Source organism: Tatumella sp. JGM94, from assembly GCF_018257595.1.
Classification (GTDB): Bacteria; Pseudomonadota; Gammaproteobacteria; order Enterobacterales; family Enterobacteriaceae; genus Tatumella; species Tatumella punctata.
In genome coordinates, this window is the sequence record NZ_JAERJN010000024.1 from 1 (window position 1) to 16,039 (window position 16,039).

12 protein-coding genes are annotated in these 16,039 nt (G+C 50.1%); all 12 read right to left on the reverse strand.

The window, feature by feature from the left end; genetic code table 11:
* Nucleotides 1-249: 249 nt before the first annotated feature.
* Complete coding sequence (locus JK216_RS14795) at nucleotides 250-1,149, reverse strand: LysR family transcriptional regulator (protein WP_249213165.1); 900 nt, start codon at nucleotides 1,147-1,149, stop codon at nucleotides 250-252.
* A 633-nt stretch (nucleotides 1,150-1,782) separates the two neighbouring features.
* A complete protein-coding gene (locus JK216_RS14800; protein ID WP_212707151.1) occupies nucleotides 1,783-2,646 on the reverse strand; it encodes an NmrA family NAD(P)-binding protein in 864 nt (287 codons plus the stop codon).
* Between the two features lie 92 nt (nucleotides 2,647-2,738).
* The gene (locus tag JK216_RS14805; protein ID WP_212707150.1) at nucleotides 2,739-3,293 is read right to left on the reverse strand and encodes a DUF924 family protein; all 555 of its coding nucleotides are present in this window, start codon (nucleotides 3,291-3,293) and stop codon (nucleotides 2,739-2,741) included.
* Nucleotides 3,294-3,355: 62 nt separating this feature from the next.
* Nucleotides 3,356-3,946, reverse strand: a complete 591-nt coding sequence (locus tag JK216_RS14810; RefSeq protein WP_249213166.1) for an isochorismatase family protein — start codon at nucleotides 3,944-3,946, stop codon at nucleotides 3,356-3,358.
* Nucleotides 3,947-3,962: 16 nt separating this feature from the next.
* A complete protein-coding gene (locus JK216_RS14815) occupies nucleotides 3,963-4,691 on the reverse strand; it encodes a pirin family protein (protein ID WP_212709951.1) in 729 nt (242 codons plus the stop codon).
* Between the two features lie 14 nt (nucleotides 4,692-4,705).
* Nucleotides 4,706-5,764, reverse strand: a complete 1,059-nt coding sequence (locus JK216_RS14820; RefSeq protein ID WP_212709950.1) for an alkene reductase — start codon at nucleotides 5,762-5,764, stop codon at nucleotides 4,706-4,708.
* 290 nt (nucleotides 5,765-6,054) lie between these two features.
* A complete protein-coding gene (locus JK216_RS17170) occupies nucleotides 6,055-6,183 on the reverse strand; it encodes a hypothetical protein (RefSeq protein ID WP_256441123.1) in 129 nt (42 codons plus the stop codon).
* Nucleotides 6,180-9,248, reverse strand: coding sequence for a multidrug efflux RND transporter permease subunit MdtC (gene mdtC, locus JK216_RS14825; protein ID WP_212707148.1), 3,069 nt, complete (start codon nucleotides 9,246-9,248; stop codon nucleotides 6,180-6,182). Before mdtC ends, JK216_RS17170 begins: the two co-directional genes overlap by 4 nt.
* Nucleotides 9,245-12,370, reverse strand: coding sequence for an MdtB/MuxB family multidrug efflux RND transporter permease subunit (locus JK216_RS14830; RefSeq protein ID WP_212712027.1), 3,126 nt, complete (start codon nucleotides 12,368-12,370; stop codon nucleotides 9,245-9,247). Before JK216_RS14830 ends, mdtC begins: the two co-directional genes overlap by 4 nt.
* Complete coding sequence (locus JK216_RS14835) at nucleotides 12,367-13,557, reverse strand: MdtA/MuxA family multidrug efflux RND transporter periplasmic adaptor subunit (RefSeq protein WP_212709948.1); 1,191 nt, start codon at nucleotides 13,555-13,557, stop codon at nucleotides 12,367-12,369. The genes JK216_RS14830 and JK216_RS14835 overlap by 4 nt, the downstream gene beginning before the upstream one ends.
* 197 nt (nucleotides 13,558-13,754) lie before the next feature.
* On the reverse strand, nucleotides 13,755-15,107 hold the full coding sequence (gene yegD / locus JK216_RS14840; protein WP_212707145.1) for a molecular chaperone: 1,353 nt from the start codon (nucleotides 15,105-15,107) through the stop codon (nucleotides 13,755-13,757).
* A gap of 75 nt (nucleotides 15,108-15,182) precedes the next feature.
* Nucleotides 15,183-15,809 (reverse strand): phosphatase PAP2 family protein, encoded by a 627-nt coding sequence (locus tag JK216_RS14845; RefSeq protein WP_212707144.1) that lies wholly within the window; start codon nucleotides 15,807-15,809, stop codon nucleotides 15,183-15,185.
* Nucleotides 15,810-16,039: the final 230 nt, after the last annotated feature.

The window sequence follows — 16,039 nt, forward strand, 5'->3', positions numbered from 1 at the left end:
GGACAGAGGGTGAGTAACTGACTGATAATCAGCCCCCCGGCGGTTGCCGTCATTCTGCCCTATTTCCGTCACTGAGCGCCAGAAGTAATGTACTAAACAGTGATGGCAGGGGGTAAGTGTTAAAGCAGTTATCATCACTGATTAATTTATAGAGGCTGACAGGGATTTTAATGTGAGTAACCTCTGAATTAAGCGTTTACTTAGTCAGTCGCATTCCGTTATTGCCGGGTAAGAACAATCATCCGCAGATTACCGGTCGGGATGTGTTTTCTGTGAAAGCCGTAGCTTGATAAAATCTATAAATTTCTGTGTCTTCGCCGGAATCAGGCGTGTTTCGGTAAGTGCGTATACGGGCTGTGGTATGCTGTGCCACTCAGGCAGTATAGGTATGATTTTCCCGGAAGTCAGCTCGTCAGACACGACTTCTTCGGGGACCAGCATGATCCCCTGTCCCAGAACGACAAGACGCTTAATCATCCCCACATTATTCAAAGAAAATCGACCGCTGACAGGGACTGTTTCTTTTTTTGTCGGTGAACAAAGAGTCCAGGTACGGGTTTTCAGCATTCCGAGACACTCATGATGCTGAAGATCCGCGGGGGATTCGGGCATACCTGAACGCTGAATATATTCAGGAGATGTATATAATTTTGCTGTCAGTGTGGCGATACGTCTTGCAATAAGTAACGAATTTTCAGGTTCTCCCATACGTATCGCAATATCTGAGGGGTCACTGATAAGATCAGCTTTTCGCGGGGTCAGATCAAAGTCAAATGTTATACCCGGATACAGTTCAGCAAACTCAGTAACCAGTGGCGCGAGATAAATAATAGCGAAGTCAACAGGTAAGGAAACTCTCAGGATACCGCTGGGTTTTGCTAAAATGCTGCCTAATTGTTCATGGGCAAGCTGTGCCTCATTCACAATCCGTTTACACCGGTCAAAATAAACTTGTCCTGCCTCTGTTAATTCGATCTTCCGCGTAGTTCTGTTAAGCAATCTTAACCCTGTCGATTTTTCGAGTACACTTATGCGGCGGGATAGCGTTGAGCCTGGAACACCTGTAATTTCTGCAGCTTTCCTGAACCCTTTTGCTTTCACCACTTCGACAAAAAGCGCCATATCACTTAGGTAATTTTTCATAGTCATTAAACCAATACTGAATAAACATTCTTATCAGGGTGTCCGCTCTTTTAAAAAGAGTAGTTGAACAGTAACCTATAATCAGCTAATCAGTTACGCTTTGCTGATTACGGGATTCTATTTTATCAATTACTGTAATACCATGATAAAAACACATACTATACCTGCCACAGTCACAGCCAGATAAAAATCTGTACAGGAAAAAATCGTTGCCTGCTGTTTTATCGCTGCAGATATCTATAAAAAGACCAGACTATGTGCCTGACCAGTCGGTGAATGTTTCTCATCAACGGTACGGACGCGTTTTCAGACGTGCTGAGCATAGGAACATACAGTTTCATCATACTGAACTTCAGGGAGTGTACGCAGAGCCGTCGTTACCATAACCAGTATAATGAAGACACCATGCTACAGCGAGGCCGGGAGAATGTGGCTGGCAATGTTTGTTAATGGCGTTAATCGGAACCCCTGTTATCCGTAGGTTGAAAGTGAGATAAAGCAGATATTGCCGGAAAGATACCTGCCACTTACGTTTAACCAGTTCTCAGGGAGTAATATATAATCACAGGGCCGGGACACGATTACCCATCGGGCCAGGGTAACCGTGCTTTCTTCTCTGTTTGCATATCGCCAGATGTTTTATCTCACTGACTCAGCAATAAACTCCTGATAGGTTTTAAGTTTTCTGTTCAGAATGCTTTCAACATTACTTACAGTATCAGCGGCAGGTTTCATACCCCCTGTCTGGAAACTGCGGAACATAATTTTCATATCTCTCGCCAGGGTCTCATTAGCAAACTGCAACATCATATTTTCCAGAGCATCTAAATCATCTCCCGCATAGCTGACAGATGTTCCTAAAACAGAGCTCCAGACTGCGGCAGCTTTTTCACCTGTAATCAGGTCAGGGCCGGTGATTTCGATAGTTTTTAAAGGCAATGGCTGCTCAGAATGCTCACGCTGTATGATTTCCAATGCAGCAACTTCTGCAATATCTCTTGCATCAACCATCGCGACTCCCTGGTTGCCTACAGGCATTGGATAAGCATTATAGTGTTTAATTGCCTCCTGCAGCATTGAGTCATTCTGATAAAAATAGGCTGGCTGAAGGATTGTCGCATGAAGACCACTTTCTTTAATGGCCTTTTCTACAGTGTATTTAGAGGTAAAATGCGGGACATTAATAAAATGTTCGCGGTTAAACACTGAGAAATAGACAATATTTTTAACACCGGCCTCAACCGCAAGATCGAGGGTGATAAGTGCCTGAGTCAGTTCATCCGGAACAACTGCATTTAACAGGAATAAGGTATCAACTCCCTGTAGTGCTTTTTTCATATCAGACACTGAAGTCATATCGCCGGTGACGGTTGTCACCGTTTCCGGGAAAAGGCCTTCTTTTTTAGTTCTCATCAATGCCCGAACATTAATACCCTGCTCAGCCAGTTTATTTACAATAACTTTACCAATTGTTCCGGTGCTTCCTGTAACTAAAACAGTCATATTAGCCTCTTTGATTTTATATATACGCCTGAAAATAAATTAACAGGCCAGATTAGTATTCATTAAAAGTGATGGTGGCTATATAGAAACCATCAGAATCCAAGGTTGTTTTTCATCCATGTTAATTCACCCTGGGTTGAGTCACGATTGAGGATCGCGTTCCTGTGCGGGTACCTTCCGAAAGTTTCAATTATTTCACTGTGTTTCAGTTCATATTCATAGAAGCCTGCTAAAGGGATCCTCTTATATAATTCTTTAGCTTTTTCATGAATAACCAGTGATTCCGAATGCATCCATGGCAACAACGATATAGCTTTTTCCTCACTGTTCAGATCATCCCATATGTTTGATGAAACAAGTTCCTGAGAAAGAATCAGCGCCATTCCATCCTGACTGTATGCTTTGCCTGAACCCCGATTCAGATTTCGAGAAAACTGATCCAGTATAATTATTTCTGCCAGCCTGCCTCCGGCATTTCTCCGCCATGAAAATAACTCTCCATGACAGGCAGATATCCAGATAGGATAAAACCGCTTTCTTATTAGCAGATCAAAATAATCATTTTTTTTGAACCAGAGGTGTTTATTTTCGGAAAAAAACCAGAAGTCCAGGATGTCCCGATATTCAGGCAATCTATTTGTAGCCATCAGAAATGCCTCTATAGGATGATGAATTATCCCCGACTACTGGCAGCAGAAGGGGATATGTATTATCCCTGCAATGCAGGCATTACAACTTCCTGAACAATTTTCATACCTTCAGGTGATGCCCAGGTACCAACAAGTTCAGCGATAACCTGATTGGTGCTGGTTAGCGTTACTCCATTTTTTTCCATCCGGCGCAGAGCAATATCATCAGCGAATTTTGTCGGCGAAGCTCCGGCATCGGCTACAACCTGAACCTCGTAGCCATCACCGGCCAGACTCAGTGCCGGATAAACGGTGCATACATCATTAGTAACACCAGCGAGGATTAATTTTTTACGGCCCAGTGATTTCACTGCCTGTGAGAAATTTTCATCATCCATCGCGTTGACGATGCCGGCACGCTTAATGCGTGCCGCGAATTCGTCAGGCAGAACAGAGGCCAGCTCACTGAATAATGGCCCCTGATCATATTCCTCCATGCTGGAGGTCAGAACAACAGGGATATTCAGAATTTTGGCTGTTTTAGCAAGCATTAATGCATTACGTTTCAGCTCCTCAAAAGGCAAAGATTTCGCCCATCCCATAGTACCGACCTGATGATCGATAAGTAAAAGAGCACAGTCTTCTGCAGTAAAACGGTTCCAGGACATCATCGACTCCTCTTGAGTTCTATGAAAGCGGAGGACCAGAGAAAAACATAAATTTTGTTTTTTCTTCAGTTGCCTCAGCAAAGAGAGTTGCTGGTTTATCCTGTGATGAATAAACCGGCACCCTTAAATCATTGTGGTTAAATTTTAACCCGTCAATATTTACTTCTCCGTAGACAGGGAGAATGAAAGCACAGTGGTCAGCGGATAGGGGAAGCTCAATAACCGCATTCTTCTCCAGTGAGATATCCAGTATCGTGATCTCTTCAGGAGGTAACAGCGGGGATTTGATCCCCTGAAAATCACCTGCCGGAATACGTACACTGTATTTATCTGTGCGCACCACCGGGATCTCAGAAGCTTCCAGGGGCAGAGCCTCTGGTGGCATACTCTGCTTGCCGGTCGAAAGCCCGACAAAAATCTGTAAAGAATGTACCGTTTTGTTACTTTCAGCAGGAACTTCCTCATGGATAATTCCCCGGCCAGCGGTGGTCCAGTGCATTCCTCCCGGCGCGATAAAATTACTGGTACCGATATTATCCCGGTTATTTATACCCGTTTCCGAATCCAGAAATACATAAGATACTGCAGACAGGCCCGCATGGTGATGAGGCGGGAATACAGGCCCGCTCATCCATGCATGATCAACTCCGATCACAGGGCCCTGAATATTTTCCGGCATACGTAAAGAAGTTGCGCGAAAATTATCCCCATGTCGCATTCTCCGAAGAGAGACAATATCCGGTGTCATAACCCTTCCTCCGATCAGCCTATTACCGGGTAATCGGTATAGAATTTATCCGTACCCCCGAAAAAACCTTCCCGATAAGCTTCGTTCATGCGGGCACCCGTTTGCAGTCTCTCAACAAAGTCAGGGTTAGCCAGTACCATTGTGCCGTAAGACTCCAGATCAGCCAGTCCCGACTCAACATCCTGGCCAGCCTGTTCACGTGGCCGCCCCGGACGGTTAAGAATCAGGTCACTTTTCCAAATGGTCCGCATATCTTTCAATAAGTTTTCATTACTCATATGCATAATATGCAAATATGCGAGCTTTAGTTTGTTCAGTTCGGTACTCAGATAACGATACAACTCCTCGCTTTGTGTTCCTTCATCAATACCCCACATATTCATTCCCGGGGATAAACGAATACCAGTCCGGTCTGCACCAATTTCTTCGGCGACTGCTTTAGCGACTTCAATTGCGAAACGCGCCCGGTTTTCAACAGAACCGCCATATTCATCAGTACGGACATTCGCACTCGGTGCAAGAAACTGATGAATGAGGTAAGCATTTGCACCATGAATTTCAACGCCATCGGCTCCCGCTTCTACAGCACGACGTGCCGCAAAGCGGAAATCCTGTATCGTCTGATGCACTTCATCAGTACTGAGCGCACGTGGTACGGGAATATCCTGCATACCTGTTGCAGTAAACATCTGAGAACCAGGTGCAATTGCAGACGGTCCGACTCCCCGCCGGTGATGGGGGGTGTTGTCTGGGTGGGACATTCTGCCTGCATGCATAAGCTGAATGAATAATTTGCTGCCTTTTTGATGCACAGCGTCAGCAATTTTTTTCCAGCCAGCAACATGTGCATCAGTATAAATTCCCGGAGTCATCAGGTATCCCTGTCCGTCTTCGGACGGCTGAGTGCCTTCGGCGATAATCAGGCCAATGCTCGCACGCTGTGCATAATATAATGCGGCAAGCTCGCCAGGAGTTCCGTCAGCATTAGCCCGTGAACGGGTCATCGGTGCCATAACCAGGCGATTTTTGAGTGTGTAACGGCCCAAATTAACCGGAGTAAACAGTTTGCTCATAAGGATCACCTCAGTACTAAAATGATTGTTCCAAAATTATGGAGTAATCATGCTCTGATCTTGTCAGGGGATAAAGAGGGTGTTTTGGATTAGATTGTTCCATTTTTGGATCAATCAGTGACAGGTAAACAGCAGAAAGATGGCCGGAAATTAACCACGCCTGCCAGCAGCGGGAGTTCCGGTACAGTTTTTTATTGCCGGAAAACTTACATCACTCTGCTGACACTGCGGGGGTGTTGAAAAACAGTATCACCTGATACTCTGTTGATTTTTATTATTTTTCTATTTTCTCAGGTTAGTGAATAGATGACATTGGTGGTCTCCGGTGACTGCATAAAAAAACCGACAGCGACACTCCATAACTGCCAGCGTACCGATACAGGGTGTGGCGGGGTATCGGCGTGGGCGGTTTTATTCATTCGCCTGTTTCCTGTGACAGCGCCTGGCGTTTTCTGAGTTTATCCATCATCAGGAACACCACCGGGGTGGTATAGAGAGTGAGTAACTGACTGATAATCAGCCCCCCGGCGATAGCAATCCCCAGCGGTTGCCGTAATTCTGCCCCATCTCCGTAACTGAGTGCCAGAGGCAATGCACCAAACAGTGCCGCCAGGGTGGTCATCAGTATTGGCCGGAACCTGAGCAGGCAGGCCTGAGAAATGGCTTCACGCGGTGATAATTTTCCCTCACGCTCGGCCACCAGGGCGAAGTCAACCAGCATAATGGCATTCTTTTTAACAATCCCAATCAGCAGTAAAATGCCGAGCATGGCTATCAGGCTGAAAGGCGTATCAAACAGCCGCAATGCGATTAATGCCCCGACCCCGGCAGGGGGCAGAGTCGAGAGGATGGTTATCGGATGGATATAACTCTCGTAGAGCATGCCCAGTACAATATAGACGGCGGCAATAGCGCCGACAATTAACCAGATCTGGCTGGACTGGGAGTCACGGAACAGTTTTGCATTACCGGCAAACTCACCGCGCAGGGCAGGGGGCACCCCCAGCCTGACCATTGTCGCTTCGATAGCGTCTGAAGCCTGTGATAAGGCGACGCCATCGGCGAGATTAAACGACAGGGTTGAAGCGGCGGATAATCCCTGATGATTTACCGTTACAGGCGTGTTGGCGGGTTCCCAGCGGGCAATCCGCGACAGGGGCACAGGTTTTCCGTCACTGTTGATCAGGTACATTTGTGATAAAGCCGATGCATCCCGGGTATAGCGCGGGTCAGCTTCCAGCACCACTTTATATTGATTCAGCGGCCGGTAGATTGTTGATACCTGACGCTGGCCGAATGCGTTATTAAGTAATGCATTGGCACTGGCGACGCTGATGCCTGATGCAGCCATCGCGGACCGATCGTAGACCAGCCGTAGCTCGCCGCCATTATCTTCCTGGTCGGAGCTGACATCCGTCAGCTGTGGTAACTGACGGAAGGCCTTCAGGATCACCGGTTCCCACTGTCTTAATGCCGACAAATCATCAGATAACAGACTGTATTGATAGGTGGCATTCGAGGCCCGGCCACCGGTGCGAATATCCTGAACCGGAGTCAGGTAAAGTCTGGCTCCCGGCTCGTTTGCCAGTACTTTACGTAACCGGTCAATTACCTGGCGTGCACTGACATTACGTTCAGACAGTGGTTTCAGGGCGATATACATGGAACCGCTATTGGTACGCATCCCCCCAGTGAAACCGGTTACGTTATCTACTGCCGGATCAGCACGGACAATCCGCATAAAATCAGCAAGTTTACCGCTCATGGCCTGGAACGAAATACTCTGGTCAGCCACAATACTGCCGGAAATTCGTCCCGTATCCTGTTCCGGTAAAAATGTTTTCGGGATACTGATAAACAGCACAATATTCAGGCCGAAGGTGGCCAGTAACAGCCCCAGAGTCAGCTTCTGATGCTGTAATACCCAAACCAGAGAACGGCCATATCCGGCCTGTAACCGGTCAATAATGCGCCGGAACAGACTGATGCGTTGCTGCTGCGGTCCGCTGTTGCTTAACAGACGGGCACACATCATCGGCGTCAGAGTCAGAGATATAAATAACGAAATCAGAATAGCGACGGACAGGGTAATCGCAAACTCTGAGAAAAAACGACCTACCAGCCCGCCCAGCAGCATCAGGGGCAGAAAAACTGCCACCAGTGACAGACTCATGGCGACCACCGTGAATCCGACCTCCTGCAGACCAAGCAGCGCGGCTTTAAAGGGTTTCATGCCGGATTCTACATGCCGTGCAATATTTTCCAGTACCACAATCGCGTCATCGACCACAAATCCGGTAGCAATGGTCAGGGCCATCAGGGACAGGTTATTCAGGCTGAAACCAAACAGATACATGGCGGAAAAACTGCCGATCAGCGATACAGGTACCACAACGGCAGGGATCAGGGTGGCTTTGGCCGAACCGAGGAACAGAAATACCACCATAATGACCAGTGCTACTGCGACTGTCAGTGAAAATTCGACTTCGTTCAGAGACGCTCTGATGGTGGGAGAACGGTCCTGTGCCACACTGAGCTGGATCCCCGCCGGAATTTCCTGACTCAGGCGCGGCAATTGCTCACGGATCCGATCGACGGTGGATATTACGTTAGCGTCGGCCGTTTTTCTGACCATCATCAGTATTGCCGGTTTACCGTCACTCATTCCCATATTACGGCTATCTTCCACCCCATCGGTCACTGTTGCGATATCACCGAGGCGTACAACGCCGCCATTTTTATAATGGATAATCAGCGGGCGGTATTGTGCTGCATTATCCAGCATATCGTTAGTCGCCAGTTGCCAGCGTTGCTGAGTGTCATCAATTGCCCCCTGCGGCCGTAACTGGTTAGCGTTGCTGATGGTGGTTCGTAACTGGTCGAGGGAAATCCCGAGGTTAAATAATTGCTGCGGGTCAACATCAACCCTTACCGCAGGCAGTGAAGCACCCCCGATAGTGACATCTCCGACGCCTTCTATCTGCGATACAGACTGTGACAGGCGGGTGGTGGCAAAATCATACAACTGGCCCGGAGAGTAACTCCCGGAGGTCAGTGTCAGGATCATTACCGGGGCATCGGAGGGGTTAACCTTGTGGTAGGTCGGACGCGATGGCATACCGCTGGGGAGCAGACTCTGGGCAGCATTCAGTGCCGCCTGAACATCACGGGCTGCACCGTTGATATCCCGGTCCAGATCAAACACCATAATGATACGGGTATTACCCAGAGAGCTATAAGAGGTCATTTCACTGACCCCGGAAATCCGGCCCAGAGAACGTTCCAGCGGTGTGGCGACCGAGGCAGCCATGGTTTCTGCAGAAGCCCCCGGCATACTGGCGGCGACCACTACCGCCGGGAAATCTACCTGCGGCAAGGCTGCAACCGGCAGTAAACGAAACCCCAGCAATCCGGCCAGCAGAATAGCCACCGAGAGTAACAGGGTGGCTACCGGCCGACAGATAAACAACGCCAGAAACTTCACGATATTGACTCCGGAGCTGCCCGGCGATGACGCTTCAGTTTATGGCTAAGGCGGTCGAACATCAGATAGATAACCGGCGTGGTAAACAGGGTCAGGATCTGGCTGAGGATTAATCCGCCGACCATGGTTATCCCCAGCGGCCGGCGTAATTCGGCACCGACACCGACACTGAGCATCAGGGGCAGGGCACCGAGCAGTGCCGCCATTGTGGTCATCAGTATTGGCCGGAAGCGCAGCAGGCAGGCCTGGTAAATGGCGTCATGTGCCGTTAACCCCTGATTGCGCTCGGCAGACAGCGCGAAATCGATCATCATGATGGCGTTTTTTTTCACAATTCCGATCAGCAGAATAATGCCGATAATGGCAATAATATCCAGTTCATGCCCTGATATCAGCAGCGCTAACAGTGCTCCGACCCCGGCGGTAGGCAGTGTCGATAAAATAGTGATCGGGTGAATAAAGCTTTCGTAAAGGATCCCCAGCACAATATACATAGCAACGATAGCGGCAATCACCAGCCAGACTGTGCCTGACAGTGCGGCACGGAAGGCAAGGGTACTGCCCTGGAAATGTGTCAGCATATCAGAAGGCAGGTTTAACTGACTTTCGATACGGGTGATGGTATCCACGGCTTCACCCAGCGAATAACCATCGGCAACATCAAAAGAAAACGTTGCGGCCGGGAACTGATCAAGATGGTTTATTGCCAGTAAGCTGTGGCGCTGTTCGATGTTTGCTATGGACGTCAGGGGGATAGTCCCGCCGTCAGCATTGGTCAGCCGGATATTTTGTAGTGCCTGTAAGCCCGGTGTGGTGTCGGTCTGTTGGGACAGTACTACCCGGTACTGGTTTGACTGGGTATAGATCGTCGAAACCAGTCGCTGACCAAAAGCATCATAGAGTGCGTTATCAATATCGGCCATGGTAATCCCCAGTCGGCTGGCATTGTCACGGTCGACACGGATAAAGGCCTGATTCCCCTGGTCCTGCCAGTTGCTGCTGACATCGCGCAGCTGCGGGGCATTTTGTAATTCCGCCAGCAGACGGGGTATCCAGACGGAAAGATCATTCTGAGAAGGGGATTGCAGAGTGAACTGATAAGGTGTGCGGCTGGCCTCTGTGTCGATAGTCAGATCCTGGACTGCCTGCATCCACAGGCTGATCCCCGGGACCCGGCTGACCTCACGCTGTAACCGTTGCTCAATGGCCGGGATACGTTGCTGGCGTTCAGAAAGTGGTTTCAGTGTAATCTGCAACCGTGCATTGTTAAGTGAGGGGTTATTGCCGTCAACACCGACAAAAGCACTGACATTTTCGACGTCAGGATCCTGCCGGATAATACCGGCAACCTCACGGGTACGTTGTGCCATGCTGGTCCATGAGACATTCTGCGGCCCCTGCAGGCTGGCCTGTATCAATCCGTTATCTTGCTGCGGGAAAAAGCCTTTAGGGATCAGGATCCACAACAGTACCGTGAATAAGAGTGTGCTGATCGCGACACTCAGGGTCAGCCACTGGTGTTGCAGAACCCGGGTTAACAACCGGCCATAGCCGGAAATCACCCGCACAAACAGTGTTTCACAGGCCAGTGAAAAGCGGTTTTGCTGGTGAAGCGTACCGTTTTTCAGCATCCTTGCACACATCATCGGAGTGAGGGTCAGTGAAACCAGTCCGGAGATCAGTATAGAGACGGCAAGGGTGACGGCAAATTCACGGAATAACCGGCCGACGACATCCCCCATAAACAGCAGTGGGATCAGAACGGCAATCAGGGATATGGTCAGTGAAATAATGGTAAAGCCGATTTCCCCTGCCCCGCGCAATGCCGCCTGCAACGGCGGAACCCCTTTTTCGATATAACGTGAAATATTTTCGATCACTACAATAGCATCATCGACCACAAATCCGGTGGCTATAGTCAGTGCCATCAGGGTGAGATTATTGACAGAAAATCCCAGCAGGTACATGGCAGCAAAAGTACCAATCAGGGAAATAGGCACTGCTACCGCAGGGATGATGGTGGCCGGTATATTGCGTAAAAACAGATAAATAATCATGACCACTAAAGCGATGGCCAGCAGTAATTCAAACTGCGTGTCACTGACAGATGCACGGATATTCCGGGTACGATCACTGACAAGCTGCAAATCCACGGATGCCGGCAGGGTACTCTTCAATGACGGTAACAGGGACCGGATATTATCCGCCGTTTCGATAATATTGGCTCCGGGCTGACGCAGTACATTCAGAATAATCGCTCCCTGGCCATTACTCCATGCGCCCAGCCACTGGTTTTCAGCACCTTCAGTAACCGAAGCCACATCGCCGAGTCTGACAGGGGCATTATTCCGGTAACTGATAATCAGGCGACGGTAGTCTTCGGCTGACTGTAGCTGGTCATTAGCCGACAGGGTAATGGCCCGTTCCGGACCATCAAGGCTGCCTTTAGGGGTATTCACATTGCTTTCACTGATAGCACTGCGCACATTTTCGCTGGTTAACCCGAGAGCTGCCAGCGCAGGAGAATTCAGGGCGACCCGTACCGACGGGCGCTGTCCGCCAGCCAGGGTGACCAGTCCGACACCGCCGACCTGGGAAATCTTCTGGGCAATCCGTGTTTCCACCAGGTCCTGTACACGGGTCAGGGGCAGGCTGGACGTCGTGACTGCCAGGGTCATTATCGGCGGGTCAGCCGGATTTACCTTGTTGTAGACGGGGGGGTTGGGCAGATCTGCCGGCAGATAACTCATCGCTGAATTAATGGCTGCCTGCACTTCCTGTTCCGCAATATCCAGCGGCAAGGAGAGCTGAAACTGCAGGGTGATTACCGAGGCACCGCCTGAACTGCCGGAGGTCATCTGTTTCAGACCGGACATCTGGCCAAACTGGCGCTCAAGGGGGGCCGTTACTGCCGACGTCATGACTTCCGGGCTGGCCCCCGGGTAAAGGGTTACTACCTGGATGGTCGGGTAGTCGACTTCCGGCAGTGCCGATACCGGCAAAAACCGGTAACCCAGTATACCGGCCAGTACAATGGCGACCATCAGTAAGGTGGTGGCAACCGGGCGCAGGATAAACTGGCGAGACGGTCCTCCTGCCGGGGTTTCTGCTGGCTGGTTCATGGGGCCGTGACCTGTGTGGTGTTGTCAGATGCGGGCAGTTGCTGTACTCCCTGAACAATATCCACCACTGAGCCTTCATTCAGGCGATCAATACCATCAGTGACGACTTTGTCTCCGGCACTCAGTCCGGCGGTAATGACCGCCTGCATATCCTGCTGTGGTCCGGTGGTGACCTCTTTCCTGCTGACCGTATTTTGCGGACTGACAACCCAGACAAAAGGACCGTCGGTGTTCATCTGTAATGCCGCGACCGGGATCACCAGTGCATCTTTCAGGGTATTGACCTGCAGACGGATATTCACAAACTGGTTCGGGAACAAGCGGTTATCCTGGTTTGCGAAGCGTGCTTTGATTTTCAGGGTACCGGTTGTGCTGTCAATCTGGTTATCCAGGCTAAGTAATTGCCCTTCTGACAGTTGCCGGCTGTCGGTACGATCGCGGGCTTCGACCCGTAAAGGTGTCCCCTCACTGCGGGCGCTGACTATCTGGTCAATCATACCTTCCGGTACCGTAAAGATGACATCCGCAGGTTGTGTTTGGGTGATCACTACAATACCGCCGGTGTCGCTGGCAGTAATATAGTTACCCGCATCAACCTGTTTCAGACCCACGGTGCCGCTGATCGGGGCAGTCACCTGGCTATAGGTCAGATTCAGTTGCGCATTATCCACCGCCGCCTGGTCGCTTTTTACGCTGCCTTCGCTTTCGCGGACTACTGCCTGCTGGTTATCAAGATCCTGCTGTGAAACCAGCCGGGTGGCTGCCAGTTTCTGGTAGCGGCGCAGATCATTACGGGCATTACTTAACGTAGCCTGATCTTTTGCCAGTTGTCCCTGAGCCTGTAACAGTGCGACCCGGAAAGGCCGGGGATCAATGTCGGCCAGTAACTGACCGGCGGTAACAGTATCTCCTTCCTTAAAATGCAGAGACATCAGTTGCCCGTCAACACGGCTGCGTACAGTCACGGTGGAGGATGCATTGACGGTGCCGAGGGCAGAGATAAACAGGGGAACAGTCTCCCTGCGTGCTACCGCGACCTGAACAGGAATGGCGGATGACTGCCGGTCACGGGCCTGCTGAGTGCTGTAGACGCTTTTCCCATGCCAGGAATGAATGCCGGCTAAAATTAACGCTATGATAATCAGTAAAAAAAGAACGACGGTAGTCATCCGATATTTTGCTCTCATACTGTTTTATGCTCTCCTGCATAATCAATTCCGGCGTAAATCTGCTCTAAGACTGGCTCAGTATAACCGTAAATTTCGGCAGAAAGTTGGAGGAAATAAGGATATCTGGCAGCGGAATACAGGGAATGATGACGGGAGAAGGGGAACTGAAAGCAAAAAAACGCCCCGTAACGGGGCGCCGGTAACTCAATGCAGAGTTAACCAAACAGCGTACTGGCCCAGCGAGCCAGACCAAGGGTGACGGAGCCGAAATCATCACCACTGGTGACCGGGGTTTCAGGCAGAACCCGGGCGATAGCCTCGCGCAACAGAGGAGAGCGGGCACTGCCGCCGGTCAGATAGACCACATCCGGCAGCGTATCTGACCCGGCCATAACGCCGGTAATTTGCTGGATCATTTTGTCCAGCGGCTGGCGTATTGCTTCATTGAGCTGCCGGGTATCCAGGGATGTTTCGAGACCGGCATCGATATAACTGAGGGGAACAGCAGTGTGACTGCTTTCTGATAAGCGGATTTTACTTTCTTCGGCACTGCGTACCAGCTGGTAACTCTGTTTCTGTTTCCATACCGTGAATAAGCGCTGTACCAGTTCGCTGTGCTGTGCGTCTTTAACCATCTGCCGGAGTTGTGCTCCGCATTCAGTGGAATAAAACTGACTCTGAGCATTCACATCATTAATGGCGACAGCATTCCACCATGGCAGTGTCGGTAAGCCGGTACCTGTACGGCTGTTACCGCCCTGACCAAGTAACGGCATCAGGGTTTTAAAAGCCAGCATTATATCCAGGTCATTTCCGCCGACACGGCAGCCACTGTGGCCGAGCAGGCTGGCGGTACGGTCAGCTTTATTCCGCCATTCCGGGCCCATCAGCAGCAATGAACAGTCGGTGGTACCGCCGCCAATATCGACAACCAGCACCCGGGTTTCACGACTCAGGGTGGCTTCAAACTCCAGCCCTGCAGCCACAGGTTCATACTGAAATTCTACTTCACGGAATCCGGCACGTTGTGCCGCCCGTAACAGGATATTCTGCGCCTGACGGTTAGCGTCTTCGCCGCCGATCCCCTGGAAATTGACCGGCCGGCCTATCACTGTATGGGTGACGGGCGTTTCGGTCTGTAATTCTGCCTGCTGGCGAATATGCAGCATCATGGCACAGACCAGATCTTCGAAAAAAGCGATCTGTTGTGGCTTCAGACCGGAAGCCCCGAGGAAGGACTTTGGTGATTTTACGAACCAGGTATCTTCAGGGTCAGCAATATAGTTTTCCAGCGCCTGCAGGCCGAAACTGACATTCTGCGGTGTGACACGGATATCTTCTTCACGGTTGAGACGCAACGCATATTGCAGCAGTGCTTTATTCTCTGCAGCAGGAAAGTCGATATTGTGGCAGCGATACAGCCACTCACTGGGGACGGTGCGCAGCGGCGCAGATATCATTGACGGCAGCAGCGGTGACGTATTCTCCAGCAGTAATTGCCGGAATATCCCCGCCTGTTCAGTTGCGACAGAACAGTTCGCCGTACCGTAATCAAAACCAATAAACATGGCTTTCGCCCCCTGATCAATAAAAAAAAAGGGGGCGACTGTACCCTGTTAACGGCCGTGCGTAAATGGCTGAAATTAATTTGTTGTGCCTGAGTGCAGCAGCTCAGCCCGGGTGAAGGGTTTTTCGATACCTGCCAGCCGTGCTGATAGCTTTGCCAGGAATTGCTGAGTAGTTGCGGGTTGTCCCTGCAATAAAATAACCGCCGGCAGGCAGGCAAAAAGTGCCAGCTGGGTTAGCGGAATAGCTTTCAGCGCCGTATGTCGCTGAACAAACAAAAACAGCGAACTCAGACTCAGGCCAAGTATGGCGCCGGTAATGACTTCGCTGGGAGAATGGGCATGTAATTGCAGCCGGGAAAAGCCAATAGCCAGCGGCAGCAGGTACCCTGCAATAATTAAGCAGCGGCGGCGCACTAACGGCCATTGGGCCGATATCAGCCACATAAAGACCGGCCAGAAGGTGGAGGACATAGTGGTATGGCCACTGAAACCGGTAAAATTATAGGTTTTACTGCCGAGAAAAAAGCCCATAAACATTACCTTAGAGATACTGACAATCATACCGGCACTGCCAAAAGTGACCAGCCAGCCGAAGGCGGTTTGCCAGCGACCGCTTTTCCAGAGCAGAAATATAGCTATTAATACGGCAGTGGGTAGCAGCAACATACTGTCGCCAAAATAAGTTAAATTTTTCCAGTACATATTTTCCCTGGTGAACATAGTATTCAGGTGATAGCCGTAGCTGCGGGCAATAATTAATCAGTATCCGGTGTGGCAGGGGAGTATATAGAATATTACCGGGGCAGCCTATGGGCGTAGTCTGAAGATTACTGATGCTTTTTTCTGGCATCAGTGCGGTGAAATCCCTATAATCGCCGGCGTATACCCTCTCAATTTGCCTGTATGATCTGTAGATTATCAGAAAATACCGG

Excerpts from the sequence above, each read along its gene's own strand:
- JK216_RS14795 (WP_249213165.1), bottom strand. The coding sequence starts at position 1,149 with ATGACTATGAAAAATTACCTAAGTGATATGGCGCTTTTTGTCGAAGTG.
- JK216_RS14800 (WP_212707151.1), bottom strand. The coding sequence starts at position 2,646 with ATGACTGTTTTAGTTACAGGAAGCACCGGAACAATTGGTAAAGTTATT.
- JK216_RS14805 (WP_212707150.1), bottom strand. The coding sequence starts at position 3,293 with ATGGCTACAAATAGATTGCCTGAATATCGGGACATCCTGGACTTCTGG.
- JK216_RS14810 (WP_249213166.1), bottom strand. The coding sequence starts at position 3,946 with ATGATGTCCTGGAACCGTTTTACTGCAGAAGACTGTGCTCTTTTACTT.
- JK216_RS14815 (WP_212709951.1), bottom strand. The coding sequence starts at position 4,691 with ATGACACCGGATATTGTCTCTCTTCGGAGAATGCGACATGGGGATAAT.
- JK216_RS14820 (WP_212709950.1), bottom strand. The coding sequence starts at position 5,764 with ATGAGCAAACTGTTTACTCCGGTTAATTTGGGCCGTTACACACTCAAA.
- JK216_RS17170 (WP_256441123.1), bottom strand. The coding sequence starts at position 6,183 with ATGAATAAAACCGCCCACGCCGATACCCCGCCACACCCTGTATCGGTA.
- JK216_RS14830 (WP_212712027.1), bottom strand. The coding sequence starts at position 12,370 with ATGAACCAGCCAGCAGAAACCCCGGCAGGAGGACCGTCTCGCCAGTTT.
- JK216_RS14835 (WP_212709948.1), bottom strand. The coding sequence starts at position 13,557 with ATGAGAGCAAAATATCGGATGACTACCGTCGTTCTTTTTTTACTGATT.
- yegD (WP_212707145.1), bottom strand. The coding sequence starts at position 15,107 with ATGTTTATTGGTTTTGATTACGGTACGGCGAACTGTTCTGTCGCAACT.
- JK216_RS14845 (WP_212707144.1), bottom strand. The coding sequence starts at position 15,809 with ATGTACTGGAAAAATTTAACTTATTTTGGCGACAGTATGTTGCTGCTA.